This window comes from Brevibacterium ammoniilyticum (assembly GCF_038429965.1).
In the GTDB taxonomy this organism is placed as follows: Bacteria; Actinomycetota; Actinomycetes; order Actinomycetales; family Brevibacteriaceae; genus Brevibacterium; species Brevibacterium ammoniilyticum.
On record NZ_BAABNP010000005.1, the window covers coordinates 122,352 to 148,438 of the forward strand.

23 protein-coding genes are annotated in these 26,087 nt (G+C 68.7%); 7 read left to right on the forward strand and 16 right to left on the reverse strand.

All coding sequences use genetic code 11. The features are described from left to right. The 8 genes from murD to mraZ all read right to left on the reverse strand — a co-directional run bounded on the left by murD (position 1) and on the right by mraZ (position 9,569). On the reverse strand, positions 1 to 1,530 hold the full coding sequence (murD, locus tag AAHA49_RS07555; protein WP_342037848.1) for a UDP-N-acetylmuramoyl-L-alanine--D-glutamate ligase: 1,530 nt from the start codon (positions 1,528 to 1,530) through the stop codon (positions 1 to 3). Further along, positions 1,520 to 2,611, reverse strand: coding sequence for a phospho-N-acetylmuramoyl-pentapeptide-transferase (gene mraY, locus AAHA49_RS07560; RefSeq protein WP_339392879.1), 1,092 nt, complete (start codon positions 2,609 to 2,611; stop codon positions 1,520 to 1,522). Before mraY ends, murD begins: the two co-directional genes overlap by 11 nt. Further along, positions 2,608 to 4,071 (reverse strand): UDP-N-acetylmuramoyl-tripeptide--D-alanyl-D-alanine ligase, encoded by a 1,464-nt coding sequence (locus tag AAHA49_RS07565; protein WP_342037849.1) that lies wholly within the window; start codon positions 4,069 to 4,071, stop codon positions 2,608 to 2,610. Before AAHA49_RS07565 ends, mraY begins: the two co-directional genes overlap by 4 nt. A 1-nt stretch (position 4,072) precedes the next feature. Further along, complete coding sequence (locus AAHA49_RS07570) at positions 4,073 to 5,638, reverse strand: UDP-N-acetylmuramoyl-L-alanyl-D-glutamate--2,6-diaminopimelate ligase (RefSeq protein ID WP_425286507.1); 1,566 nt, start codon at positions 5,636 to 5,638, stop codon at positions 4,073 to 4,075. Continuing rightward, the gene (locus tag AAHA49_RS07575; protein ID WP_342037851.1) at positions 5,635 to 7,398 is read right to left on the reverse strand and encodes a peptidoglycan D,D-transpeptidase FtsI family protein; all 1,764 of its coding nucleotides are present in this window, start codon (positions 7,396 to 7,398) and stop codon (positions 5,635 to 5,637) included. The genes AAHA49_RS07570 and AAHA49_RS07575 overlap by 4 nt, the downstream gene beginning before the upstream one ends. Positions 7,399 to 7,470: 72 nt before the next feature. Beyond that, positions 7,471 to 8,010 carry a cell division protein FtsL gene (ftsL, locus tag AAHA49_RS07580; protein ID WP_342037852.1) on the reverse strand — a complete coding sequence of 180 codons (540 nt, stop codon included), beginning with the start codon at positions 8,008 to 8,010 and terminating at the stop codon, positions 7,471 to 7,473. Further along, entirely contained in the window at positions 8,007 to 8,969 is a 963-nt protein-coding gene (gene rsmH, locus AAHA49_RS07585; protein ID WP_342037853.1) for a 16S rRNA (cytosine(1402)-N(4))-methyltransferase RsmH, read from the reverse strand. The genes ftsL and rsmH overlap by 4 nt, the downstream gene beginning before the upstream one ends. Positions 8,970 to 9,137: 168 nt before the next feature. Further along, the gene (gene mraZ, locus AAHA49_RS07590; RefSeq protein WP_339392885.1) at positions 9,138 to 9,569 is read right to left on the reverse strand and encodes a division/cell wall cluster transcriptional repressor MraZ; all 432 of its coding nucleotides are present in this window, start codon (positions 9,567 to 9,569) and stop codon (positions 9,138 to 9,140) included. 442 nt (positions 9,570 to 10,011) lie between these two features. Between mraZ and AAHA49_RS07595 the strand changes: the two genes are divergently transcribed. Genes AAHA49_RS07595 through AAHA49_RS07605 form a run of 3 tightly spaced genes read left to right on the forward strand, consistent with a single transcriptional unit; the run spans position 10,012 to position 14,604 of the window. Continuing rightward, positions 10,012 to 11,001: an AAA family ATPase gene (locus AAHA49_RS07595; protein WP_342037854.1), complete on the forward strand. Its 990-nt coding sequence runs from the start codon at positions 10,012 to 10,014 to the stop codon at positions 10,999 to 11,001. A 4-nt stretch (positions 11,002 to 11,005) separates the two neighbouring features. Continuing rightward, positions 11,006 to 12,154, forward strand: coding sequence for a DUF58 domain-containing protein (locus tag AAHA49_RS07600; RefSeq protein ID WP_342037855.1), 1,149 nt, complete (start codon positions 11,006 to 11,008; stop codon positions 12,152 to 12,154). Beyond that, the gene (locus AAHA49_RS07605) at positions 12,118 to 14,604 is read left to right on the forward strand and encodes a transglutaminase TgpA family protein (RefSeq protein WP_342037856.1); all 2,487 of its coding nucleotides are present in this window, start codon (positions 12,118 to 12,120) and stop codon (positions 14,602 to 14,604) included. The genes AAHA49_RS07600 and AAHA49_RS07605 overlap by 37 nt, the downstream gene beginning before the upstream one ends. 45 nt (positions 14,605 to 14,649) lie before the next feature. On the opposite strand, the gene AAHA49_RS07610 is transcribed toward AAHA49_RS07605, so the two are convergent. The 3 genes from AAHA49_RS07610 to dinB form a co-directional block, all read right to left on the reverse strand. Then, positions 14,650 to 15,264 carry a YdcF family protein gene (locus AAHA49_RS07610; protein ID WP_342037857.1) on the reverse strand — a complete coding sequence of 205 codons (615 nt, stop codon included), beginning with the start codon at positions 15,262 to 15,264 and terminating at the stop codon, positions 14,650 to 14,652. 117 nt (positions 15,265 to 15,381) lie between these two features. Continuing rightward, positions 15,382 to 15,795 (reverse strand): DUF3040 domain-containing protein, encoded by a 414-nt coding sequence (locus tag AAHA49_RS07615; RefSeq protein WP_342037858.1) that lies wholly within the window; start codon positions 15,793 to 15,795, stop codon positions 15,382 to 15,384. 177 nt (positions 15,796 to 15,972) lie between these two features. After that, positions 15,973 to 17,211, reverse strand: coding sequence for a DNA polymerase IV (dinB, locus tag AAHA49_RS07620; RefSeq protein WP_342037859.1), 1,239 nt, complete (start codon positions 17,209 to 17,211; stop codon positions 15,973 to 15,975). A gap of 102 nt (positions 17,212 to 17,313) precedes the next feature. Here dinB and AAHA49_RS07625 point away from each other — a divergent pair, with 102 nt between their 5' ends. Beyond that, positions 17,314 to 17,808, forward strand: coding sequence for a hypothetical protein (locus AAHA49_RS07625; RefSeq protein WP_342037860.1), 495 nt, complete (start codon positions 17,314 to 17,316; stop codon positions 17,806 to 17,808). Further along, the gene (locus AAHA49_RS07630) at positions 17,805 to 18,935 is read left to right on the forward strand and encodes a polyprenyl synthetase family protein (protein WP_342037861.1); all 1,131 of its coding nucleotides are present in this window, start codon (positions 17,805 to 17,807) and stop codon (positions 18,933 to 18,935) included. Before AAHA49_RS07625 ends, AAHA49_RS07630 begins: the two co-directional genes overlap by 4 nt. 54 nt (positions 18,936 to 18,989) lie before the next feature. Here AAHA49_RS07630 and AAHA49_RS07635 read toward each other — a convergent pair whose 3' ends face one another. Next, the gene (locus tag AAHA49_RS07635; RefSeq protein WP_342037862.1) at positions 18,990 to 19,340 is read right to left on the reverse strand and encodes an Rv2175c family DNA-binding protein; all 351 of its coding nucleotides are present in this window, start codon (positions 19,338 to 19,340) and stop codon (positions 18,990 to 18,992) included. 130 nt (positions 19,341 to 19,470) lie between these two features. Here AAHA49_RS07635 and AAHA49_RS07640 point away from each other — a divergent pair, with 130 nt between their 5' ends. Next, positions 19,471 to 20,634 carry a lytic transglycosylase gene (locus AAHA49_RS07640; RefSeq protein WP_342037863.1) on the forward strand — a complete coding sequence of 388 codons (1,164 nt, stop codon included), beginning with the start codon at positions 19,471 to 19,473 and terminating at the stop codon, positions 20,632 to 20,634. After that, a complete protein-coding gene (gene pknB / locus AAHA49_RS07645) occupies positions 20,631 to 22,574 on the forward strand; it encodes a Stk1 family PASTA domain-containing Ser/Thr kinase (protein ID WP_342037864.1) in 1,944 nt (647 codons plus the stop codon). The genes AAHA49_RS07640 and pknB overlap by 4 nt, the downstream gene beginning before the upstream one ends. 89 nt (positions 22,575 to 22,663) lie before the next feature. On the opposite strand, the gene AAHA49_RS07650 is transcribed toward pknB, so the two are convergent. Genes AAHA49_RS07650 through gcvH form a run of 4 tightly spaced genes read right to left on the reverse strand, consistent with a single transcriptional unit; the run spans position 22,664 to position 25,946 of the window. Continuing rightward, on the reverse strand, positions 22,664 to 24,058 hold the full coding sequence (locus tag AAHA49_RS07650) for a class II 3-deoxy-7-phosphoheptulonate synthase (protein ID WP_342037865.1): 1,395 nt from the start codon (positions 24,056 to 24,058) through the stop codon (positions 22,664 to 22,666). 13 nt (positions 24,059 to 24,071) lie between these two features. Beyond that, the gene (locus AAHA49_RS07655) at positions 24,072 to 24,554 is read right to left on the reverse strand and encodes a bifunctional nuclease family protein (RefSeq protein WP_339393731.1); all 483 of its coding nucleotides are present in this window, start codon (positions 24,552 to 24,554) and stop codon (positions 24,072 to 24,074) included. A gap of 10 nt (positions 24,555 to 24,564) precedes the next feature. Further along, positions 24,565 to 25,542, reverse strand: coding sequence for an FHA domain-containing protein (locus AAHA49_RS07660; protein WP_342037866.1), 978 nt, complete (start codon positions 25,540 to 25,542; stop codon positions 24,565 to 24,567). Then, positions 25,542 to 25,946 (reverse strand): glycine cleavage system protein GcvH, encoded by a 405-nt coding sequence (gene gcvH / locus AAHA49_RS07665; protein WP_339393732.1) that lies wholly within the window; start codon positions 25,944 to 25,946, stop codon positions 25,542 to 25,544. The genes AAHA49_RS07660 and gcvH overlap by 1 nt, the downstream gene beginning before the upstream one ends. Between the last annotated feature and the right edge of the window lie 141 nt (positions 25,947 to 26,087).

Sequence of the window (26,087 nt, forward strand, 5' to 3'; positions counted from 1 at the left end):
TCAGCGATCCTTGACGGCTCGGGCGAAGAGATCGCCTCTCGTGGTGTAGTCGAGGAACTGGTCCATGCTCGCCGCGGCCGGGGCCAGGAGCACGGTGTCACCGGGTTCGGCGATATCGGCGGCGGCGTCGACGGCAGCGGCCATGACTGCGGCTCCGCGGTCGCGCGGATCCTCAGGGTCCGCCTCGGTCAGCGCCGGATCGATGCGGACGATCCGCAGATCGGGCGCGGCCGCTGCAGCAGCCGTGCGGAACGCGGTGTCGTCGGCGCCGATGAGGACGAGCGCCTTGAGCCGCTGCCAGTGATCGGTGAAGAGCTCGGTGAAGTCGGCGCCCTTGGGCAGTCCGCCGGCGATCCATACGATGTCGTCCAGACTGCTCAGCGAGGCGTCGGCGGCGTGCGTGTTCGTCGCCTTCGAGTCGTCGACCCAGCGGATACCGCCGGAGTCTGCGACGGTGACCATCCGGTGCGCCCCGGGCGCGTGGTCGCGCAGCCCCTGCGCGATCGCCTGCCCGGGCACGTCGATGCTGCGAGCCAGGGCCGCGGCCGCCAGGGCGTTGGCGATCTGGTGGTTCGCGGGCCGCACGCCGGGGGTGCCGGCGGCCTGGGCGACGTCGGCCAGCGACGCGAGTTCGGCGGCGGCGGTGTAGCGCTGCGGGATGAAGGCCCGGTCGACGAGGAGGTCGTCGACGACGCCGAGCTCCCCGGCTCGAGGGATCTCGGTGGTGAAGCCGATCGCGCGGGCCCCGGCGACGACCTCGGCGTCCTCGACCATGCGCAGGGTCGCCTCGTCGGCTGTGTTGTAGACGCAGGCCGTGGTGACGTCGTGGTAGATCTTCGCTTTGTCCGCGGCGTACGCGTCGGCGCTGCCGTGCCAGTCGAGGTGGTCGGGGGCGATGTTGAGGACGACCGCGGAGGTCGCCGACATCGAGAACTCCCAGTGCAGCTGGAAGCTCGAGAGTTCGATCGCGAGGACCTCGAGTCCGGGTTCGAGCACGGCTTCGAGCAGCGGGGCGCCGATGTTGCCGCAGGCTTTGGCCCGCAGTCCGGCGGCGAGCAGCATCGATTCGAGCATCGTCGTCGTCGTGGTCTTGCCGTTGGTGCCGGTGATCGCGAGCCACTTGGCGTCGTTCGTCCCCCGGATCCGCCATGCGAGTTCGACCTCGCCGATGACGGGGATGCCGGCTGAGATCGCAGCGGCGAGCACGGGCTGCTCCGGTGCCCAGCCGGGTGAGGTGACGACGAGGTCGAAGCGTCCTTCGGGCAGGGCGGCCACGACGTCGGGTCCGCGTCGGATGTCGACGTCGAAGACCTCGAGGATCTGGATCCTCTCGCTGAGGTCGCGGTTCGCGTCGCCGTCGATGACGACGACCTCGGCGCCGCGTTCGGCGAGGTGCACGGCGGCGGGGAAGCCGGTCACGCCGAGGCCGGTGACGAGGATCCGCAGACCTGCCAGGGATGAGGACGGTCCGGTCAGGGCCGCCGGGACGGAGTCGGCGAGCGGATAGCTCAGGGCGGGGTCAGTGGCCAACGCGGGAGACCCATTCGGCGTAGAAGAGGCAGATGCCGGCGATGACGAAGAGGGCCGCGATGATCCAGAAACGGACGACGATCGTCACCTCTGCCCACCCTTTGAGTTCGAAATGGTGCTGCAGCGGGGCCATCCTGAACACCCGCTTGCCCGTGGTCTTGAACGAGGCGACCTGGATGATGACGGAGAGCGTGATGATGACGAAGAGTCCGCCGATGACGAGGAGGAGCAGCTCGGTGCGCGACATGATCGCCAGCCCCGCGATGGCGCCGCCGATCGCGAGCGAGCCGGTGTCTCCCATGAAGATCTTCGCCGGGGAGGTATTCCACCACAGGAACCCGAAGCACGCCGCGGCCATGGCCCCGGCGACCATCGCGAGGTCGCGGGGGTCGCGCATGTAGTAGCACGCGTTCGTCGCCTCGGACATGAGGTTGCAGTTCTGCGTCGACTGCCAGGTGCCGATGACGACGTAGGCGGCGAAGACGACCACCGAGGCGCCCGCGGCGAGCCCGTCGAGGCCGTCGGTGAGGTTGACGGCGTTGGAGACGGCGGTGACGATGAGGTTCGCCCAGATGACGAAGAGGATGAGCCCGAGGACTCCCCCGGCGAAGGCGAGGTCGAGGTTGGTGTCGCGGATGAACGAGATCTTCGTCGACGCCGGGGTCTCTTCGAACGAGTTCGGGAACTGCAGGGCGAGGACGGCGAACGAGATGCCGACGAAGGCCTGCCCGAGCAGCTTCGGGACCGGGCGCAGACCCAGCGAGCGCTGCTTCTTGATCTTGATGAAGTCGTCGAGGAAGCCGACGACGCCGAGACCGGCGGCGAGCCAGAGGACGAGGAGGCCCGAGGCGGTGGGCACCGAGCCGGTGAGCAGATGCCCGAGGAGGTAGGCGATGATCGCGGCGCCGATGATGACGACGCCGCCCATCGTCGGGGTGCCGCGCTTCGTCGCATGCGTGGTCGGACCGTCATCGCGGACGAACTGACCGTAGCCGCGCTTGACGAGGACCCGGATGAACAGCGGGGTGCCGACGAGCGCGAGGATGAGGCTGACACATGCTGCGAGCAGAACCGCGATCATTGGGCCCCCGAGACGCCGGCGATTTCGTCCCCGAGATACCGCAGACCGGCATCGCGGGAGGACTTGAACAGGACGATGTCACCAGCGGCGAGCTCCGTGGTGAGCAGATCCTTCGCCTCGGCGACGGTGGCCACCCACGTCGCCTCGTTGCCCCACGAGCCCTCGAGGTTCGCGGAGTTGAAGATCGGCTTCGCACCTTCGCCGACGACGATCGTGCGGGTGATGTTGAGGCGGACGACGAGTTCGCCGATGTCCGAGTGCGCGGACACGCTCTCATCTCCGAGTTCGAGCATCTCGCCGAGGACGGCGAAGGTCCGCCGCGGTCGGCTGTCCGCATCGCCGCGGCCCATGGCCGCAAGCGCCTTGAGGGAGGCCCGCATCGACTCGGGGTTGGCGTTGTAGGCGTCGTTGAGCACGGTCACGCCGGAAGGCGAGTCGATGAGCTCCATCCGCCACCGGCTCGCCGCCGAGGAGGTCGCGAGCGTCGTGACGATCGACTTGACCCCCACCCCGCACGTGCAGGCCACGGCGGCCGCGGCCAGGGCGTTGCCGACGTGGTGTTCGCCGACGAGCGCCAGGCGCACGTCCTGCGGTTCCTCACCCGGCAGGTGGAGGACGAAGGAGGGATGTCCGGAGGCGTCGGTGGAGATTCCCGTGGCGCGCACGACCCGGTCGTCTCCGACCCACTCGGGCAGCGACTCGCGCTGGGAGAACCAGAGGGTCTCGACGTCTGCGGCCAGGACTTCGCGCATCGCCGCGACCCGGGAGTCGTCGGCGTTGAGCACGGCCGTCGACCCGGCGATGAGCGATTCGACGAGTTCGGCCTTCGCTCGTGCGGTGTTGTCGATCGAGCCGAAGACGCCGGAGTGGGCGGTGCCCACGGCGAGTTCGACGGCGACGTCGGGGCGAATGAGGCCAGTGAGGTAGGCGAGGTTGCCGATCGACCGGGCGCCCATCTCGAGGACGAGGAACCGTGTGTCCTCATCGGCGCGCAGCGCGGTCAGCGGCACGCCCACCTCGTTGTTGTACGAGTTCGGCGGCCACACGGTCGGTCCGACGCCGGCCAGCAGGTCCGCGGTGAGGTCCTTGACGGTGGTCTTGCCGACGGAGCCGGTGATCGCGATGACCGTGAGCTCCCCGCCTGACCGCAGCGCCTCGACACTGGCGCTGGCCAGCTGCCCGAGCGCTTCGGTGGCGTCGGTGACGAGCACGGTCGGCAGGGGGCTGTCGTCGACGGTGGGGACGGATTCGCCGATGATCAGGGCCGCTCCCGCCTCGACGGCGGCGGCGGCGAATTCGATGCCGTCGACGTTCTCACCTCGGCGGGCGACGTAGATGTCGCCGGGTCCGATTTCGCGGGAGTCGGTGACGACTCCGGCACTCAGCAGGGTTTCGGGGTCAACGCCGTACAACTCGCCGCTGACGGCGGTTGCGATCTCGGCTGCACTCAGTCGCTTCATATCAACTGTGAACTTTACCTGTTTCCGAGCCGCCGAGTCGCGCGCTCAGGGCTCTGCGTGTCCTCGACCGGTCGTCGAATTCGGTGACGACGCCGGCGATCGACTGCCCGGTCTCGTGCCCTTTGCCCGAGATGAGGACGGTGGTCTCCGGGGCCGCCGCGGCGACGGCTTGGTCGATGGCCGCACCGCGATCGGCGATTTCGATGACCTTCTTCACACGGGCGCCTCCGGCGGCGATCTCCGCGTCGATGCCCGCGCGCACGGCCGCGCGGATCGCGGCGGGATCCTCGCTGCGCGGATTGTCGTCGGTGAGAACGATCACATCGGCGCCGCGTGCCGCGGCGGCTCCCATTCCGAAGCGCTTGCCGGGGTCGCGGTCGCCGCCTGCGCCGAAGACGATGACGAGCTCCTCACTGTCGGCGGCGAGCGAATCCAGCGCCTTCGCGACCGCGTCGGGAGTGTGCGAGTAGTCGACGATCGCCCGCGGCAGCTGCGCGAGCGCCTCGGCGCCGGCCTCGGTCTCAACCGGCGCCTCGGCCGTGATGATCTCCATGCGGCCGGGAACGGCGGCGGAGAAGGACCGGCCGATCGCTGCGAGTTCGTCTGCGGACACGCCGGATTCGAGGAGCATCGCGGCAGCCAGGGCGGTGTTCGTGACGTTGAAGTCCCCGGGAAGCGGCGATCGCAGGGGCACCGAGGCACCGTCGGGCAGCACCAGGCTGAAGTCGGCTTCGCCCGGCACGTGCGCGATGCGCATCTCGGCGCGGTCGTCGCGGCCGAGCGTGCGGACGGGGATCTGGCTGGCGGCGGCCATCCGCTCCCCCCACTCGTCCTCGACGACGATGACGCCCAGGTCGGAGAAGGCCCGCGTGAACAGGGCGGCCTTGGCCGCGAAGTACTCGTCCATCGAACGGTGGTAGTCGAGGTGGTCCTGGGAGAGGTTCGTGAAGCCCGCGACGGCGAAGTGCGCTCCGTCTACGCGGTGCTGGCTGAGCGCATGGGAGGAGACCTCCATCGCGCACGTGTCGACCTCAGCGGCGCGCATCCGGGCGAACAGGGCGTGGAGTTCGGGGGCCTCAGGGGTGGTGCGCACGCTGGGCACGGCCGTGCCGGCGATGAGCGTGGCGACGGTGCCGATGACCCCGGTGCGCCGCCCGAGGGCCTCGAGCATCCCGGCGAGCAGGTAGGTCGTCGTCGTCTTGCCGTTCGTGCCCGTCACGCCGAGGAGTTCGGGTCGGACGTCGGTGCCGTAGATCGCCGCGGAGACGTAGCCGAGCACGGCCCTCGGGTCGTCGACGACGAGGCCGCTCACACCCGCCAGGGTCTCGGCATCGACGTCGGCTGCGATGATCGCCCAGCCTGCGGGGTCGGTGAGGATCGCGTCGACGCCGCGGGTGATGAGCTCGGCGGCGAAGCGGGCCCCGTGAACGTTGGCGCCGGGCAGGGCCGCGTAGAGCTGGCCGGGTGTCACGGTGCGCGAATCGTGGGAGACGCCGGTGACGACCCGGTCCGGGTCGCCATGGATCGTGCCGGGGGCTGCCGGGAGCAGCTGGGAGATGCGCATCATTTCCATTCTCGAGCAGGAAGGTCGGGTTCCGTCTGCGACGGGGGGATCTTGTAGTGCCGCATCGCGTAGCCGGCGACATCGGAGAACACCGGCGCGGCGGCGGTACCACCGTAATAGCCCTTGCGCGGGCGCTGCAACGTCACCGAGATCGCATACTGGGGGTCTTCGGCGGGGATGACCCCGACGAACGAGGCGGTGTAGCCGTCGTAGCCGCCGCCTTCGGCCGCGGGAGCCTGGGCGGTGCCGGTCTTGCCCGCGACCCGGTAGCCGGTGACGGCAGCGGACTTGCCGGTGCCTTCGGCGACGACGCCTTCGAGCATGGCCAGCGTCTGATCGGCGGCCTTCTCGCTGACCACGCGCGTGGTCTGGCCGGGCGGCACCGGGATCGTCTTGCCCGAGGGCGAGATCGTCCCGTCGACGAGGCGGGAGGGAACGTAGACGCCGCCGTTGGCGATCGTCGCGACGACGTCGGTGGTCTGGATCGCGTTGGCCGCCACACCCTGGCCGAACATCACGGTGTACTTCGTCCGGCCGTCCCAGTCCTGGTAGGGGTGGAGGATGCCGCCGGTCTCGGCGGGGAAGCCGATGGGCGACTTCGACCCGAAGCCGAACTTCTTCATGTACTCATAGCGCTGCGCCTCGGTCAGGGCCTGCCCGGCGAGGATCGTGCCGGTGTTCGAGGATTCGGCGAGGATGCCGGCGAAGGTGAGCTTCTGGTCGGGGTGCGGCGAGGAGTCGCGGAACTCTTCGTCGTTGGGCGCCTTCCACTTGTCGGGGACCGTGAACTGCTGGTCGGGGGTGACGAGTCCCTGGTCGAGCAGGGCAGCGGCGGTGACCATCTTCGCCGTCGATCCCGGTTCGAAGACGTCGGTGAAGATACGGGAGCCGCGGTCGGCGCCGTCGACCTTGCCCGGATTGTTCGGATCGACGCTCGGTGCGTCGGCGGCGGCGACGAGGTTGCCGGTCTTGATCTCCTTGACGACGACCGACCCGGACTCGGCTTTGTTCTTCTTCACCTGCTCGGTGATCGCCTGCTGGGCGTAGTACTGCATGTTCGTGTCGATCGTCGTGCGGATGCCGTCGCCGTCCTTGGCCGCGCGGATGTTGTTGTCCCCGAGCGGGATGATCTCCCCGCGGGCCCCGCGTTCGTACTGCTGCTGGCCGTCCTTGCCGGAGAGCTGCTCGTTGTAGGAGAGTTCGAGTCCGGCCTGGGCCTGGCCGTCTGAGCTGAGGAACCCGACGAGGTTGCCGGCCACCGCACCGGACGGGTAGGAGCGGACCGCGTACTCCTCGGCGGTGATGCCGAGGATGCCGAGGTCGTCGACCTCCCGCCACGTCTCCGAGGTCAGACCCTTGGCCACGGGATTCCAGCGTTTGTCGCCGACGAGTTTGGGGTAGAGGACCCCGGGATCGGTCTTGAGCGGCCCGGCGAGCGCCTCGGCGGCACCCCAGGCGCCGAGCAGCTTGCCGTCCTTCTTGTACTTGGCGACGTTCTCCTGGTCGACGACGAGCTGGTAGCGCGAGACGCTGTCGGCGAGCACCGTGCCGTCGGCGGCGACGATCTGTCCGCGGTCGGCCGGCAGGGTGCGGGTGACGAGTCGGTTCTCCAGCGCCTTCTCCGCGAGCTTCATCGAGTCCATGCCCTGGATGGAGAACAGGCGCACACCGGTGACGACGAGGACGATGACGGAGATCACGGCGAGGATCGCGATGCGGCGGCGCAGATTGGGTGTCTTCGCCTCGCGTGTGCGCTTGGCCATGCCTGGTACCTCTTCGGCTCGGGTGTGTCTCGGGCGCGTCCCGCCTGGCGCAGTGAGTGCGGCGGGCGAGGATCAGTTGGGGGATTTCTGCGCGGGAGGAGCGATGTCCTTGCCCGGGCTGCCGCCGACGACGGGAAGCTTCTCATCCGATCGTAGATTGGGTCGGAGGTCATCGCGGGTATCGGCGCGCGGGCCGGGCACGACTGTCGGCTTCTTCTCACCGCTCTCGTCGATGGGCGGGGCGTCGATGACCTTCCCGGTCTTCGCGTCGAGGAACTCCGGGGAGGAGTCGCGGACGAGTCCGAGCTTCTCGGCGGTCTGCGCGATGTTCTGCGGGGATTCGCGGTAGGAGTTGTCCTCGACGAGGCGGTCCTTCTCCTCGACGAGCTTCTCCTTCTCCGCCCCCAGCTGTTCGATCTCGAACGAAGTGTTGGAGATGAAGATGTTGAGCAGGAGGACGGCGACGAGAGTGGCAACGATGATGCTCAGGCACAGCAGGGTGAAGGGCAGCTTCGACTTGGGCAGTTCGAACTTGAGCAGGCGCAGCGGCGTCGGGGTCGCCGTCACCTGCCTGCGGCGCTGGGGTGATGCGGTGGCGTGGGCGTGGCTCACGGCTGGTCCTCCCTGATCTTCTTCACGGCGCGCAGTCTCACGCTCTTGGCTCGCGGGTTGGTCTCGGCTTCCTCATCGCCTGCGACCTCGGCGCCGCGCACGATCTCCGTCAGCCACGGCTGCAGGTGCTCGGGCACGACGGGCAGGTCGGGCGGGGCCTGGCTGGTGGTGCCCGCCCGGAAGATCTTCTTCACGATCGTGTCCTCGAGCGACTGGTAGGACTCGATGACGGCCACCCCTCCGAGGTGGAGGGCAGCAAGTGCAGACGGCAGCGCCGTGCGGAGGACGCCGAGTTCGTCGTTGACCTCGATGCGCAGGGCCTGGAACGTCCGCTTCGCCGGATGCGAGCGCTTCTTCCCCTCCGGCAGCACTCGGGCGAGCATCGCGGCGAGCTGCTCCGAGGTCTCCCACGGGGTCGTGGTCCGGTCGGTGACGATGATCTTCGCGATCTTCCCCGCCATCCTCTCCTCCCCGTATTCGCGCAGGATGCGACGCAGCTCGGCCTCCGGGTAGGTGGCGAGCACCTCGGCGGCGGTGATCCCCGTGCTCTGGTCCATCCGCATGTCGAGCGGGGCCGGGCGGGAGTAGGAGAAGCCGCGTTCGTCCTCGTCGAGCTGGAGGGAGGAGACGCCGAGGTCGAGGAGGATGCCGCTGATCGCTGTGACGCCTAAGTCGGAGAGCACGGCGGGCAGTTCGTCGTCGACGGCGTGGACGATGTCGGTGCGGTCGGAGAAGGGCGCCAGGCGCGTCCCGGCGATGTCGATGGCCTCGAGGTCGCGGTCGATGCCGACGAGGTGGACGTCCGGGTAGGCCTGAAGCACCGCCTCGGCGTGTCCGCCCATGCCGAGCGTGCCGTCGACGATCACGGGGGTCAGACCCTGCTCGCGGGCGGCGGTGACGCCGATGCCCAGCAGCTCGACCACGCGCTCGAGGAGCACTGGCACATGCGGTGCGTTCATCCGTGGGTCCTTCGTGCGTGTCGGTCGTTCTCGGGGGTCCTGCTGGAGTCGGAACCTTGTCCGCCGCGGCCCTGGCACCGGGGAAGTGTGTCAGGACGGTGAGCTTCGGAACCGGGGAAGTGCCCCGAATCTCAGCACACGGCGGGCAAGGATCGAACCCGAGCAGAATCAGATCACTCCGGGGATCACCTCGTTCTCGCGTTCGGCGAAGGCCTGCTGCGCTCCCACAAGGTAGTCCTCCCATGTCGGGGCGTCCCAGATCTCGACTCGGTTTCCCATGCCGATGACCGCGACCTCCCGATCGAGTGAGGCGTACTGCCGCAATATGTGCGGAACGGTGATCCGTCCCTGTTTGTCCGGCTGATCCGCAAATGCCGCCGACAGGAACACGCGCTGGTAGTCGCGTGCCTCCTTGTTCGTCTTCGGCGCGTTCTGGATCCGCTCATGCTCGGCCTCGAACTCCGTGGTGGGGAACAGGGTGAGGCAGTTCTCCTGGCCACGGGTGAGAACGAGTCCTGGCGAGAGCTCGTCGCGGAACTTTGCGGGCAGGATGAGGCGACCCTTGTCGTCGAGCTTCTGCATATGAGTGCCCAAGAACATGTCGTCTCACCCCTTTCGAAACCAATCGGCTCCGATAGCAACCACCCTACTCCACTTCCCTCCACCCTATCCAGCACCTCACCCCTATTTCCTTCTCTTGACCTACAAAATTCCAGGTCAGACCCGTGGAGGAAAGTGGAGAATAATTCCCATCGGCGCGTTCATCGGGCCCGTCGGGCGGGTGGATCGACCCGCCTCGGCGCCGGGGTCCTGCCCTGAGATCCCCGGATCTCCGCGGATCCTCGCCGAGGTGGTGGGAAGTGGGGAGGGAAGTGGGGGTCCCGGTGGAGCGAAGTGGGGAGGAGAGTGGGGAGGACGATGGAGCCGGGTGGGGAGGAGAGTGGAGTGCGCCTCGTCGCAGGGCCCGCGTGCCCAGGTGGGACCCGAGTTCCTGAGAGGCTCCCGTGTGGATGCCGGGGGCGCGATAGGGAAGAATGGAGGCATGTCGACCAGCCAGGAAGCCACTCAGACCAATCCCGTCATCGGCACCGAGCACATCGAATGGGTGCAGCAGCTGACCTCCCGCGCTCGCACGGCCATGAACTCCGTGCTCGAAGGCAAGGACGAAGCCGTCGGCCTCTCCCTCATCGCCCTCCTCGCCGGCGGGCACGTTCTGCTCGAGGACGTGCCGGGCGTCGGCAAGACGCTGCTGGCTCGCGCGATGGGCAAGGTCGTCGACGGCTCGGTCCGCCGCATCCAGTTCACCCCCGACCTGCTGCCCACCGACGTCGTCGGGGTCAACCTGTTCAACCAGGAGACCCGCCACTTCGAGTTCCGCCGTGGTCCCGTCTTCGCCAACATCGTCATCGCCGACGAGATCAACCGCGCCTCCCCTAAGACGCAGTCGGCGATGCTCGAGTGCATGGCCGAGGGCCAGGCGACGATCGACGGTGAGACGCACACAATGCCCTCGCCGTTCATCGTCGTCGCCACCCAGAACCCGATCGATATGGAGGGCACCTACGCCCTGCCCGAGGCCCAGCGCGACCGGTTCATGACGCGGATCTCGCTCGGCTACCCGTCGGCCCGTGACGAGGTCGACCTGCTCGACAACCAGATCGAACACGACCCGCTCGCCGCAGCGCAGGCGGTCACGAGCCTCGAGCAGATCGGTCAGGCCCGCGACATCGTCCGCCACGTCGGCGCGAGCCGCGAGCTGCGGGAGTACATCGTCGCGATCCTCCAGGCCAGCCGCAACGATCAGGCGATCGTGCTCGGCTGCTCGCCCCGCGGCGGCGTCCACCTGCTGCGGGCGGCGAAGGCCCGTGCCGCACTCTCGGGCCGGACGTTCGTCACCCCCGACGACATCCAGGCACTCGCCCCCTTCATCCTCGCCCACCGCATCATTCCCCGCGACGGTGACGACTCCGAGCTCGCAGCCGAACTCATCGGCCGCGTGCTCGCCCGGGTGCCCGTCTCGACGAATCAGTGACGGCATGCGACTGAGCACGTCGGGAATCATCTTCGTCCTCGCCGGCGCCGCCCTCATCGTCGGCGCCTACCGGTTCGCCCTGCCCGGCCTGCTTCCCGCCGGTCTCCTCCTCATCGCCCTCGTGCTGCTCTCGGCGGCGCTCATCGGGTGGGGCACGCGGCGGATCGCGGTGACCCTGCGCACTCCCCTGCCCGAAGTCAGGCTCACCCCCGGAACGGACCGCTACCCGCTGGCGCCGGAGGGCAAGGAGGTCGAGCTCGAGGCGATCGTTGAGAACACCGGCCACCTCGCGGTGCCCGCCTCGACGATCGACTTCGTCGCCGCCGCAGGCTTCGGGGACTCCACGGTCGGCGAGGTGCCCCCGCTGCCCGGCGGGCGCGCGCAGACCGTGCTCACCTCCTTCACCCCGGGTCGCCGCGGGGTCAGCGGCATCGAATCCGTGCTCATCACAGTCGCCGGTCCCTTCGGGCTGGTCACGACGAAGAAGAAGGTCCTCGGTGCCTTCCCCATCGCCGTGGCGGTGCCGACCCTCGGCGGCCGGATTCCGCGCGAATCCGCGAACCGTCCCGCCCGCCTCGACGAGGGCAAGGTCCGGTCGGGTCACACGACGCGTGACTTCCACACCCGCGAATACGTGCCCGGCGACGATCTGCGCCACGTGCACTGGCCGACGACGGCCAAGTCGGGTGAGCTCATGGTCCGCCACGAAGCCGAGGAGGAGACGCTGCATGCGCTCATCGTCGTCGACCTCGCCGGGCCGGAAGGGCCCCCCGACGACCTCGAGACGGAGTTCCTCCTCGCCGCGGCCGCCGCGGCCGGGATCGCCTTCCTGCGCACCGACTACGAGGTCTGCATCGTCGCCCCCGGCCACGAGATCCGCTTCCGCGGGCAGCGCGACATCGACCGCCTGCGTCTGCTCACCGCGCTCATCGAGCCCGGGACGGCCAAGCTGCCCGCCCACGACAATCCCAACCACGTCGTCATCTGCGCCGCCGACGACTCCCGCGCCGAGGCGATGGCTGCCCAGTTCTCGAGGCGGATCCCCATCACGGTGCGCAGTCTCTCCGAGATCGACGACATGACGATGCTCGGCCTCAGCGAGGACCTGCCGGAATCGTGGACGACCTTCGAGACGAAACGGGTGAGCCGATGACCGCCGATGTCTCCCAGACCACCGAGACGAGGGCCTCGACCTGGCTCGAATCGCTCTCCGTGCTCCTCGCGATGATGCTCACCGCGATCGGCATCTCCGCGGTGTTCGCAGACTTCGACTGGCTGCCCTCGGTGCTCATCGCCGTCGTCCTCATCGTCGCAGTCGGTGCGATCTTCCGCAGCATCGGCGGCCTGCGGTCGACGGGCACCGCCGTCATCGCGCAGTGCATCGTCGGCGTCATCGCCGTCCTCGTCCTCTGCGCACCGCAGACCCTGCTCTTCGGCGTCATCCCCACGGGCTCGTCGTTCGTCGCCGTCATGGACCTCCTCTCCTCCGGGGTGAGCGACCTCTACTCCTCGACGCCGCCGGCGGCGAGCACGCCCGGGTTCACGACGATGCTGACCATCGCGTTCACCCTCATCACGATCCTCATCGACGGCCTCGTCTCCGACCTCCGCGCACCGAAGGTCAGCGGCGTCCTCCTCCTCGTGCTGTGGATGATCCCCGTCTTCTTCGCCCCCGCCGAGGTTCAGTGGTGGCATGTCGCGGCCATCCTCGCCGCGTTCCTCCTCCTCATGCTCAGTCCCTACTTCCCGGCGACGAAGTGGCGCGGCGGGCTGACCGCGCTCGTGGCCGGCGCGATCGCCGTCGTCCTCGGCATCGGCCTGCCGACGATCCTGCCGACCGTGCCGACCCTGCCGGATCGGGCGTCGAACAACCAGGGCGACCTCACGGTGACGAACCCGTTCCTCGATCTGCGCTCGGACTTGGGCGATCGCTCCGATGCGACGCTGTTCAGCTACACGACGAGTGCGGCGGATCCCGAACCGATCAGGCTGACGTCGATCAACTCGTTCGACGGTCAGACCTGGGCGCCGACCCCGTTCGGTCTCGACCAGTTCGCGATCGCCGCCGAGGGCCTGCCGTGGCCGCAGGGTCTGCCGCGGAACCGCAACTTCAATGAGGAGCGCATCGACGTCACGATCGGCGACGACTACGACCAGCAGTACCTGCCGACCCCCTACGCCCCGCAGCAGCCCACGGGGCTCAACCGCCGGTGGATCTACGACGAGAAGTCGCTGACGATCGTCGGCAACGGGGAGAGGTCCGCGGGGCAGAAGTACTCGATGGACTACCTCTCGATCGACCCGGCCGTCGAGGACCTCCAGTCCGCGGCCCCGGTGAACGCGAGCGACTTCGAGACCGAACTCGAAGTCCCGGCGAGCCTGCCCTCGAGTGTGCGGCAGACCGCGGAAGACGTCACGGCCGGGGCGAACAACCAGTGGGAGGCCGCGGTGCTGCTGCAGGCGTACTTCCGCAGCGGCGAGTTCGAGTACTCCCTCGACGCCCCCGAGGAGGCCAGCGGCGATGCGATCTCGGACTTCCTTTCCGAGAAGAAGGGCTACTGCGTCCAGTTCTCCTCCGCCATGACGATCATGGCCAGGACCATGGGAATTCCCGCCCGCATCGGCGTGGGCTTCGGCGCCGGCGACAAGTCCGGTGACGGCTTCGAGGTCTCGATGCAGGACTCGCACGCCTGGCCCGAACTCTACTTCGACGGGGTCGGCTGGGTCCGCTTCGAACCCACCCCCGGCGGACCGGCGGGAGCCCCGCCCGCGTGGACGCTCGCCGACGGCAGCACCGGGAACTCCGAAGAGGAGACCGAGGAGACGGCTTCGCCGACCGAGGAACCCACGGAGACCGCCGCGGAGTCCGCCCCGGCCGAGACCGAGGAGCCGACGACGGCGGCCACGGACACCGCGGCACAGCCGGCGGCCGCGGACTACTCCACGATCGTCTGGGCCCTCGTCATCGCCGTGGCCATCCTCCTGCTCCTCGCGATCCCCGCGATCTGGAGGGCGATCCTGCGCAGCCGCCGTACCGGTTCGCCCGTCGACGTCGAGGCCGTGTGGACGGAGATCCGGGCACTGGCCACCGACTACGGTCAGAGCCTCGACCCGAGCCGTACCCTGCGCCACGACGAGCTCGTCCTCGCCGGTGGTCCCGCGCTCGCCGATCCGGTGGCACGGTCGAGTGCCGGCGGTGCCGATCGTCCCGCTGGGACGGATGCGGCGTCTGCGGGCGCGGCGTCTGCAGACGGCCGTGACACCGACGGGCGCGTGCCTGCCGCTGCGGCGGCCACCGGATCCGAGAACTCGCCGTCCGGTAGCGGCGAAGCGCCGCGGTCGGCCTCCGCGCTCGGACTCGATGCCCTGCGTCGCCCGGTGCCCTCGGGTCCCGCGGCCGGACGCGGTGCCGATACGGCTCTCGCCGGGTTCATCGACGCCCTCGAAGCGAAGCGCTACGGCACGCAGCCGGTCGACCTCTCCCCCGCCGAGGCCCGTGCGGTCGTCGACGAGGTGCAGACGGACCTCTCCGAGCACGCGACCCCGGGCGCTCGGATCCGGGCGAAGATCTGGCCCGCGAGCATCTTCAACCCACCGAAGTGACCCGCGCAGCCTTCGGAGTGAGGGTCTCAGCCTCCGGAGTGGGCGTCACATCCTGCGGAGGCTGCGCAGGCCCAGCACCGCTTCGACGGGTTTGATCCACGGGATCTCGCCGAGGCGGTAGTCGGCTCCGCGGACGAGTCGCTCGGCGAGATCGGGCCGCAGGCGGTACAGGTGGAGGCGTGCCTTCTGCGCGTGGTGGGAGTTCGAGACGATCGCGATCGTCTCCGCGTCCTCGATGAGCGGGATCGCCGCGATGATGTTCTCCCATGTGCTCGTGCTCGCGGAATCGAGTCGGATGGGCCCGGTGAAGCCGAGTTCGTCCCGGGCGTAGCGCCGCAGGAGTTCGGCCTCGGGCACCAGACCTGCGACGGCGCCTCCGCAGAGGACGAGCACGCTCGACGAGGCGGCCGGATCGAGGGTGCGGACGCCGGCTCGGACCCGGAAGCGGTTGACGGCGTTGATGCGCTCGCTCGGGTTGCGGTATCCGAGGACGACGACGGCCTGGCGCCCGGTGCTTCGGCGTCCGCGACCGGAGGGTGCGCCGCCGTCTGCGGTACCAAGTGCCCGCCGGCTGGCCACCCATGCCGCGACCTCCCCGAAGGCGACGAATCCGAGGACGAGCACCCCGAGCGCGGCACCGACGGCCCACCTGCGACGCATGCGGATTCCTCCCGAGTAAAGCGGAATGTACTTTCCGGGGAAAGCGAAATGCGCCCTCCGTGGAGGACGCATTCTCTCAGTCATCAGCGAGCGGATCGCTCACGACGACATGGCTGCTCATTCGCCGCGCTGGCGCTTCTCCCACCGGTCTTCGATCCGGCTCATGAAACCGCCCGAGGTTCCCTTGGAGTTCGACTTCTGGGCCGAACCACCCGTGGCGCCCTTCGACGCATTGCCCACGCGGGCGGGGCGGCTGAACGCCCAGTACATGCCTGCGACCATGAGGCCGAAGCCGACCACTCCGAGCGCGATCCAGGCGACGGCCTCATTGACCATCGAGATCGCGAAGATCGTTGCGGCGAGACCGAGGAGCGCGACGAGGATGCCCACGACGAAGCGCTTCGCGGAGAACCCGGGACCGCTCACTGCCGCCTGGGTTTCCGAGATGTTGCGTGCGAACCGGGGGTCTTCGCTGCGCAGCTGCTTCTCCAGCTGATCGAGAAGCTGCTGTTCGTGATCGGAGAGTGGCATGTCGAACCCCCGTTTCCTTACTCTGGTCCAGTGCCTCAATCATAGTCTCTGAACACTGAAAAAACATCTCAGGAACGGGGCCGCCCCCGGTATTCCCATCCCGCCCACAGACTCAGTAGTCCCGGGTGCGAGCGGCGCCGCCGGGCCCGCTGCCGCCGGTGCCACAGCACCGGCTCCTCACCTGGGCTTGGACTGCCTGCGCAGGAGTGAGGCCTGGGAGATCGCCGCGGTGCCGAACCGTCGCCGGACATCGTCGAGGGCGATCTCCGCCTCCCGTCCCGCATGCTCGGGTTCGTCCAAGCGGGCTTGTCTCCCGCTGACGGCGAAGTCCATGAGCCCCGCCGCCCTCACCCCGAGCAGCCGCACGCCCTTGTGCCGCTGTGCGCGCAGACCGCGCAGCGCCGGACCGAGGGCTTCGTACATCTCCCGGGCGAGATCGGTGGGGGCATCGAGGGTGATCGACCGCGAGAGCGTCGTGAAGTCGTCGAGGCGGTATTTGAGACCGAGCGTCGTCGCGACCTTCTCCTCCCGTCGGACCCGACGGGCGACCTTGTCGCACAGGCGCAGCAGTTCGTGTTCGAGTTCCGACAGCTCCCACACATCCGCACCGAAGGTGTGCTCGGCGCTGATCGAGCGGTCCTTGACCTGCCGGTCGGCGCCGCGGGAGTCGAGTCCGTGCGCACTGCGCCACAGATGGTGGCCGTGGGCGCCGAAGACCCGTCCGACCCAGTCCTCGTCCATCGCGGCGAGGTCGCCGATGAGGCGGATCCCGTACTTCGCGAACCCCTCCCGGGTCTTCTCTCCCACCCCCGGCAGCGCCTCGAGCGGCATCGGGTCGAGGAAGTCCTGCGTCGCTGTGAGCGGGACGAGGAGCTGGCCGTGGGGCTTGGCCCGCGCGGAGGCGAGCTTCGCGACGACCCGGGAGCCGGCGATGCCCACCGAGGCGCTCAGTCCCGTCCGCGCTTCGATCTCCGCCCGCAGCGCAGTGGTGATCGCCACCGGTGAGCCCAGACGGCGCACCGCACCGGAGACGTCGATGTAGGCTTCGTCGACGCTGACCTGGGCGACGTCGGGGGTGACCTGGGCGACGAGATCGAAGACCTGGCGCGAATACTCGGAGTAGAGGCCGTGGGAGGGCGGGATCACCTCGGCGATGGGGCACAGGCCGAGCGCCCGGGACATCGGCATCGCGGCATGCACGCCGAACTCGCGGGCCTCGTAGCTCGCGGAGACGACGACGCCCCGACCGGCCCGACCGCCGACGATGACCGGCCGGCCGAGGAGTTCGGGGCGGGTGAGGAGCTCGACGGAGACGAAGAACGAATCCATGTCGAGATGGAGCGTCGTCGCACCGGTGTCGTCCGTGCCCAGATGCTCCAGGTCGCCGCCGGAGCGGGCCAGCTGTTTGCGGCTCATGTCCCACCCATGGGTCGGTCGGAGCCGAATCGGATCGTTCGGCTCCCGCGGGGGTCTGCGGGTAATCTGTCAAACATGGTATCGCGCAGGACTGTCACGACGATGACTCTCGCCCTCGGTCTCGCTCTCGCCGGCTGCACCGGCCAGACCGGTTCGACCCCGGAGGCCTCTTCCACTGCTTCTCAGACCGCCTCGGCGGGCGCATCCGCCGACCCGGCGGCCGACCCCTCGGCCTCCGGCAGCCCGGCACCGACGGAGGCCGCGGCCGAGGACGCCGCACTCCCCGACTTCATGGCGCCCTACCCCGACGCCGAGGTGATCTCGAGTTCGCGTGCCCAGGCCGAGTCCGGCAAGCTCGACGCCGTCAGCCTCGTGATGAAGGCGAAGGCCGAACCGAAGGACATCGTCGCCTTCTACACCGACCGGCTGGAGAAGGCGGGCTTCGAGACCTTCGGCAAGGAGTCGATGACGAAGTCCGCGCAGGTCGTGAACTTCCGCCACAAGGACAACGACGGCATGCTCGTCATCACCGTCAGCGACGACCCCGACGACCCGCAGTCGTCGATCGTCTCCGTCGGCGGGAACATCGCTCCGTGAGCGCCGTCGAGCGCCTCGACGATCCCTCCGACATCGCCGCCGAGGTGGCGGCCGTCCTCGAATCCTTCCTCCGGTCCAAGGCGGCCGAGTTCGAGGCCATCTCGCCGGAAACCGCGGAGATCGGGCAGAGCCTCATCGCGTTCACCCGCGGCGGCAAGCGCATCCGCCCGGTCCTCCTGTGGTGGGGGTACCAGCTCGTCGCCGGCCCCGAGACCTCCCCGGGTACGGCTGCGCGGACCGGGCTCGCCGAGGCGGCCGCCTCCTTGGAGCTCCTCCATGCCGCCGCGCTCATCCACGACGACGTCATCGACCATTCGGACACCCGGCGCGGGTCACCCGCCCTGCACCGGCAGTTCGAGGCCCTCCATGCGGATCTCGGCTATGAAGGCGATGCGGAGGCGTTCGGGGTGGCCGCGGCGATCGTCATCGGCGACATCTGCCTGGCGCTGAGTGAAGAGCTCTTCGAATCCGCCCAGGACCGCCTCGGCGCCTCGATACCCGCGCAACGGCTGCGCGCCCAGATGCGCCGCGATGTCATGGTCGGTCAGTTCCTCGACGTCCGCGCCGAAGTGATCCCGCTGACCGATGAGCGCATCGGGGCCCGGGCGTGGGAGGTGCTCAGCTTCAAGGCCGCGAAGTACTCGGTCGAGCAGCCGCTCCTCCTCGGGGCGGCCCTCGGCGGGGCAGACGAGGCCCAGCTCGCAGGCCTGACCCGCTTCGGCCTGCCCTTGGGTCAGGCGTTCCAGCTGCGCGATGACGTCCTCGGCATCGTCGGGGATCCTGCGGCCACGGGCAAACCCGCCGGCGACGACATCCGGGAGGGCAAGCGCACGGTGCTCATCGCCGAGAGCCTGAAGAGGATGAGCCCGGAGCAGACACGGCTGCTGGCCTCCCGCCTCGGCGATCAGAGCCTGAGTGAGGACACGGTGGCCGAGACGGTCGCGATGCTGCGTGCCGTCGGCGGACTCGACGCGGTCGAGGAGATCATCGCCGCCCGCCACGATGCGGCGCTGAGCGAGCTGGACTCGTGGACCGCCGACAACGGCCCGGCGGCGTTCCGGCTCGGCGAGGCGGCAGAGTCACGGCTGCGGGACTTCGCGCAGGCGCTCAGCTACCGGCAGCGGTGAGGCTCTGGAGGAGGTGACCTGTCGGCAGCGGTGAGCCGTCGGCAACGGTAGGGCTCAGAAGGCGAGTGCCTGGGCGCGTCGGCGGACTTCCTTGCGGTTGCCGGCACGCAGCAGATCGATGGGGCGACCGGGCAGGGAGTCGTCGGGGGTGAAGAGCCACTTGATGGACTCCTCCTCGTCGAAGCCGGCATCCTTGAGCGTGCTCAGCGTCCCCTTGAGCGGGGTGAGGACCTCGCCGTCGACGAAGAAGGCGCTCGGCACGCGCAGCACCTTGGGGTCGCCGTGCTTGTATCCGCAGATGGCGCCGTCTTCGAGCAGGCGGCGCACCTGGCTGACGCCAAGGCCCGTGGATTCGACGATGTCGGGCAGCGTGGACCAGTCCTGGACGAGTTCTTCGGTATTCACGCCCCCAAGCGTAGCAACTCGGCGAAGAAACACGCCGCCATGCCCGCCGCAATCCCGGGCTGGGCAGGGGGCAGTGGATACGCTGGAGGGTGAAACTTCCCCGCACGATATGCAGCCGAACAGGTGACAGATGACACGCTCGCGACGGACTCCTCCGAAGCCGATCACCGCCGCCCCTGACATCCGCGCGGCCTCCCGGGTGAACTCGACCGGTCCCGTCCCCCGCCCCGAGACTCAGCCCGCCGAGGCGGCCTCGCAGGCGACCCCGGAACCCACCGATTCTCCTGCCTCGAGCGACCGTTCGACCCGGACAGCCGCCTCGGCGCGCGCAGAGACGTCGGCAGACGGTTCGACGTCGGCGCGTTCCGAGACCTCGGCGTCCGCGGGACCGCAGTGGCTGACGGGCACGAAGAGCGAGACCGTGCCCGTGACCCACGGGGGCCGCACGTACAAGGTCAAGGCCGGTGACACCCTCTACGCGGTCGCCAGTCGGCACGGCGTCTCCGTGCCCGCGCTGGCCGAACTCAATCGGATCTCACCCCGACAGAACCTCTCCCAGGGCCAGGTGCTCTCGCTGCCGGAGAAGAACGACCTGCCAGAGACCGACCCCTCGCACATCGTCGCGCCCGGGGAGACCCTGCAGTCGATCGCCGCCTCGCACGGGATCTCCCCGTCGACCCTGCGGCGGGCGAACGCGATGGGCGAGGATTCCCTCATCCGCGTCGGCGAGCTCCTCCTGCTGCGCGACACCGGCACCCGTCCCCGCAGGCAGGCGCCCGAGGTCCCCGAGACCCTCCCCCATGTGTCCGTGGGCGCATGGGGCGAAGCGCTGCAGGCCGGCGTCGTCCACGCGGCCCGACTGAACAAGGCCACCCTGCTCGGCCGGGTCCATCCCACCCCGGAGCAGGCGCGCTTCCTCGTCGCGCAGATCGCCGAGGAACTCGGTGCCGAACCTGCGCTCATGCAGGCGGTCGCGGCCCAGGAGTCCGGGTTCCAGCACGCGACGGTGTCTGCGGGCAATGCGATCGGCATCATGCAGGTCACCCCGCGCTCGGCCCGGTGGGCCAGCGACATCGTCGGCCGGGGGCTCGACGTCCTCGACATCGCCGACAACATCGTCGCCGGCACCGTCATCCTCGGCTGGCTCATCGAATCCACTGACTCCGAGGACGAGGCGCTGGCCGGCTACTACCAGGATCTGCGCTCGGTGCGTGACGATGGGCTGCTGCCGGAGACGAAGGCCTTCGTCCGCGGCGTGCAAATGCAGCGGGGACGTCTGGAGGTCGCCCGATGAGCTCCCTTCCGGATCCGCTGCTCGGCGTCGTCCTCAACGACCGCTACCGGATCGATGCGAAGATCGCCCGGGGCGGCATGGCGATGGTCTACCGCGGCACGGACCTGCGCCTCGACCGCGAGATCGCGATCAAGGTCATGCACGAGCACCTCATCTCCGATGAGACCTTCGTCGAGCGCTTCCGCAGGGAGGCGATCAACGCAGGTCGGCTCACCCACCCCAACCTCGTCGCGATCCACGACCAGGCTCGTGACGGGGACATCGTCTACCTCGTCATGGAGCATCTGCCCTCGGTGACGCTGCGCCGCGAGCTCAAGCACCGGGGGTCATTCACGCCGAGGCAGGCCATCGTCGTGCTCGACGCGATCCTCGCCGCCCTCGAGGCCGTCCATTCGACGGGCATCATCCACCGCGACCTCAAACCCGACAACGTCCTGCTGGGAACCGACGGCCAGGTCAAGCTCGCCGATTTCGGACTCGCCCGGGCCGTCACCTCGGCGACGACGACGAAGACGCTCATCGGCACCGTCGGCTACGTCGCCCCGGAACTCGTCACCCGGGCCGGGGCGGATGCCCGCACCGACCTCTACACGGTCGGCATCATGTTCTACGAGATGCTCACCGGCACCCAGCCCTACACCGACGATGTGCCGATTCAGGTCGCCTACCGGCACGTCCACGACACGGTCCCGCCGCCGTCGGAGAGGGTCGACGGCATCAGCCCGCTGCTCGACGCCCTCGTCCTGTGGGCGACGTCGAAGGATCCCGAGGACCGCCCGGAGGACGCCGGGGAGTTCCGCCGTGCACTGGCCGAGGCCAGGGCGCAGATGACGGATGCCGAACTCGACTTCGGCGATCCCGAGGCCGAGGCCGGGAACCACTCCCCTGCCCTGACGGCGAGCATCGACCTCGGGGAGGAGGTGCCGAAGGAGAAGAAGTCGCGCACCGACGAGATCCCCTACCTCGACGACGATGAGACCGCCGAGGCGGGCGCCGGCTCCGTTGACGATGCCGAGTCTGCGAGCACCGGTGACTCTGTGGGCGAGTCCTCGGACGAAGCCGGGCCCTCAGACGCAGCCGAATCGCCGCTGGCAGCCGCTGCAGCCGGCGGTACCGCCGCCGGCCAGGAGGACGACGACGCTGCCGTGGTGGCAGCCTCGGCGCCTGCCCATCCGAAGCGCCGCCGGCGCCGGCGACTGGCGACGACCGTCGGGGCGGGACTCGTCGTCCTCGCGCTCCTCGCGTGGCTGATCATCGCCAACCTGCCCGCACAGAAGTCCATCGTGCCCGGTCAGCTCGCCGGGAAGGAGTTCGCCGAGGCGACCGCCGTGGTCGAGGAGAACGGCCTGAGCCCGAAGAAGCAGGAGGTCTTCGACGATTCGATCCCTGCCGGCACCGTGATCGGCTCCGAACCCGTCGGCGGCACCGAGCTCTCCCCGGATTCGACCGTCACCCTCGTCGTCTCGAAGGGCGTCGAGATGTTCGCCGTGCCCAAGCTCGAAGGACTGAGCGCGGACGAGGCGAAGACCGCGCTCACGGACGCCGGGCTCGCGGTGGGCAAGGTCGATGAGAAGTACGACGACTCCGTGGACAAGGGCACAGTCATCAGCGCCTCGAAGAAGGAGGGCGAACAGCTCGTCCACGATGAGAAGGTCGACCTCGTCGTCTCGAAGGGCGATGCCCCCATCGCGGTGCCGAAGGTCGAGGGACTGAGCTACGATGCGGCGTTCGCGACGCTGACGAAGCGCGGCTTCCGCGTCGGCAAGGAAGAGGTCTTCTCCGACACCGTGCCCAAGGGCGACGTCGTCTTCCAATGGCCCAAGAGCACCGAGGCGAAACCGTACAACTCGCTCGTCATCGTCCGCGTCTCGAAGGGCAAGGAGCCTAAGCCGAAGGATGATAAGCCCAAAGAGGACAAACCCAAGGACTCAGGGAAGTAGCCCTCCAGCGCGGTGGTGACCGCGCACACGACGAAGCGCCGGCGGATAACCGCCGGCGCTTCGTCGTGTCAGTGCTGCAGTGCGAGCCCTCAGCCGCGGCGGGTGAGGTATTCGGCGACCTGGAAGGCCATCTCGAGTGACTGGTCGTGGTTGAGGCGGGGATCGACCAGCGTCTCGTAGCGACGGCGCAGACCCTCGTCGTCGATCTCCGTGGCCCCGCCCATGATCTCGGTGACATCGTCGCCGGTGAGTTCGATGTGCAGACCGCCGGGAATGGTGCCGGCTTCCTGGTGGGCTGCGAAGAACCCTTCGACCTCGGCCATGACGTCTTCGAACCGGCGCGTCTTGTACCCGGTGCTCGAGGTGATCGTGTTCCCGTGCATGGGATCGCTCACCCACGTCACGTGCGGGAGCTGGTCGCCGATCCCGGCGAGGAGCTTCGGCAGGACGTCGTTGATCTTCCCTGCACCCATGCGGGTGACGAACGTCAGTCGGCCGGGTTCGGCGTTCGGATCGAGCTTCTCCGCAAGCGCGAGGGCGTCCTCGGCGGTCGCGGTCGGGCCGAGCTTGACGCCGATGGGGTTCTGCACCTTCGAGAGGAAGTCGACGTGGGCACCGTCGATCTCACGGGTGCGCTCACCGATCCACAGGAAGTGACCGGACACGTCGTAGGGCAGACCCGAACGCGAATCGATGCGGGTGAGCGCGCGTTCGTATTCGAGGAGCAGCGCCTCGTGGGCGGAGTAGAACTCCGTTGTCCGCAGGGCCTCGAAGTCCGCGCCGCAAGCGTCCATGAAGCGGATCGCGCGATCGATCTCGCGGGCGGTCTGCTCGTAGCGCTGGTAGCCGGGGTTCGAGGCGAGGAAGCCGCGGTTCCATTCGTGGACCAGCCGCAGGTCGGCGAAGCCGCCCTGGGTGAAGGCGCGGATGAGATTGAGCGTCGACGCGGAGACGTGGTAGGCCTGCAGGAGCCGGGCCGGGTCATGCCGCCGGGACTCCTCGGTGAACTCGTAGCCGTTGACGATGTCGCCGCGGAACGAGGGCAGGGTGACACCGTCGCGGGTCTCCATGTCCGCCGAGCGGGGCTTGGCGAACTGGCCGGCCATGCGCCCGATCTTGACCACGGGCATCGAACCGCCGTAGGTGAGGACCGCGGCCATCTGCAGGACGGTCTGGACGCGGGCCCGGATCTTGTCGGCCTGGGCGCCGGCGAAGGACTCCGCGCAGTCGCCGCCGGCGAGGACGAAGGCCTCACCGCGCGAGGCTGCGGCGATCCGCTGCTTGAGGACGTCGGCTTCGCCGGCGAAGATAAGCGGCGGGTAGCTGCGCAGCCTGGTCAGCGAATCGTCGAGGGCCGCCGAGTCGAGATAGGTCGGCTGCTGTTTGGCGTCCATCTCCCTCCAGTCGTCGAGACCGGAGAGGTCGTCGGTGCCGGCTGCGGTGATGTCCGTGTGGGCGAAGACCGGATCGATGTGGAGGCTCACGCTTGCTCTTTCTTCATGTCTCTTCGCCGGTCTCGAAGTCCTCGGCCGAGACGTTGTCGAGGAAGTCGCGGAACTGCGCGACCTCTTCTTCGTCTGCTTCGGGGGCTTCGATGCCGGCGTCTTTGAGGAGGTCGGAATCGACGTAGACGGGGCACTCTGCTGTCAGTGCCAGTGTCACGGCGTCCGAGGGTCGGGCGGAGATCGTCTTGCCGTCCTCGGTGTGGAGTTCGGCGAGGAAGATCTGACCGTCGCGGCCGGTGATGGTGACGTCGGAGAGCTCGTCGTCATGGGCGCCGAGGACGTCGAGCAGAAGGGCATGGGTCATCGGTCGCGGCGGGGTGAGTCCGCGCTGCGCGATCGAGAGCGCGTTCGCTTCGATCGCGCCCACCCAGATCGGCAGGTAGTACGCGGGCTCAGTGGCCTTGAGCAGGAGGATCGGCTGGTTGGCGGGCATCTCGATGCGCACCCCGACGACCTCGACTTCGACGTTGGACATTATCTCCTTCTCAGGAGCGCGGACGCTGCTGGAAGATCATCCGGAACTTCCCGATCTGCACGTCTGCGCCGTTCTGCAGTTCGATGGAGTCGATGAGCTGACGACCGACGTAGGTGCCGTTGAGCGAACCGGTGTCACGCAGGGTGAAGCCGCTGGGGGTGCGGATGAACTCGGCGTGCTTGCGCGAGACGGTGACGTCGTCGAGGAAGATGTCCGCGTTGGGGCTGCGGCCGACCGTGACGACATCGGTGTCGAGCAGGATCTGCGAACCGGAGTCCGGTCCCGAGACGACGACGAGGAGCGCATCCGTGTCCTGGAGTCCGTCGAGGTCGGGCACCGGGTGGATCTCACCGGTGTGCGGGTCGAGGATGCCCTGGAACGGCTGCTGGCCCGAATCGCTCGGGTTCTGCCCGCCGGAGACCGGATACTGCTGGTTCTGCTCGCTGCCGGGCTGACCGTACTGCTGCCCGCCCTGGTCGTACTGCTGCCCACCCTGGTTGTCGCGCGGGTCGTAGCCCTGCTGACCGCCCTGGTTGTACTGCTGACCGCCCTGGTTGTCACGCGGGTCGTACTGCTGGCCGCCCTGCTGCTGGTAGCCGGCCTGCTGCGGGGGCTGGTACTGGGCGTGACGACCCTGCTGATCGTCGTAGGCCCGGCCCGGCGCCTGCTCCCCCGTGGGGTGATCGGCGTGACGGCCGCGGCCCTGATCAGCGCCCTGCTGGGGCGGCTGGTACAGCTGCTCGTCCCGCCGAGGCGGTTCCTGCTGGTACTGGCCTGCACCGTTTCCGCCGCCGAAGTTCGGCGCCTGCGGCGCGCTGTCCACGGGAGGCTGCCCGTAGGCAGGGGTGTTCGGATGACCTCCGCCGGGCTGGCTGCCCTCGGCCTCGTCTCCGGTGCCGAAGGGGAACTTCTTCGACTGCGGGACTTCGCCGTTGTCGTACCACGGCTGCGAGGGGTTCCGGCGACCTTGGTCATTGTTCTGCGACATCATGCCTCCTCGCTCTGCACGAGCTTGTGGTACTGCTCCTCGTCCATGAGACCGGTCACCTGCACTGGATCGCTCGCCTCGACGAGGTACATCCAACCGTCCTCGTAGGGGGAGGAATTGACGGTCTCCGGCTTGTCTTCGAGGGCGTCGTTGACTTCCGTGATCGTTCCCGACAGCGGTGCGATGAGATCGGAGACGCTCTTCGTGCTCTCCACCTCACCACAGGACTCGCCCATCGTGATCGAATCTCCGACAGCAGGCAGATCGACATAGACGACGTCGCCCAGCTGGGACTGGGCGTAATCCGTGATACCCACACGGTAGACGACATTGTTCTCCGTGGTGTGGACCCACTCGTGGTCCTTTGAGTACAGGTAAGACACTGGAAACTCCAGTTCCGCCATGTCGACTCCTCTTAGCTTGTCGGTGTTCCAAGCATAGCCGCCTGAAGTGCTTGCATAACAATCACGAAACGGAAATGTTACCGACCCCCTGAACAGGGGTCGGAGAGCACCCGTTTCGCGGGCGGCTACCTGGGATGATAC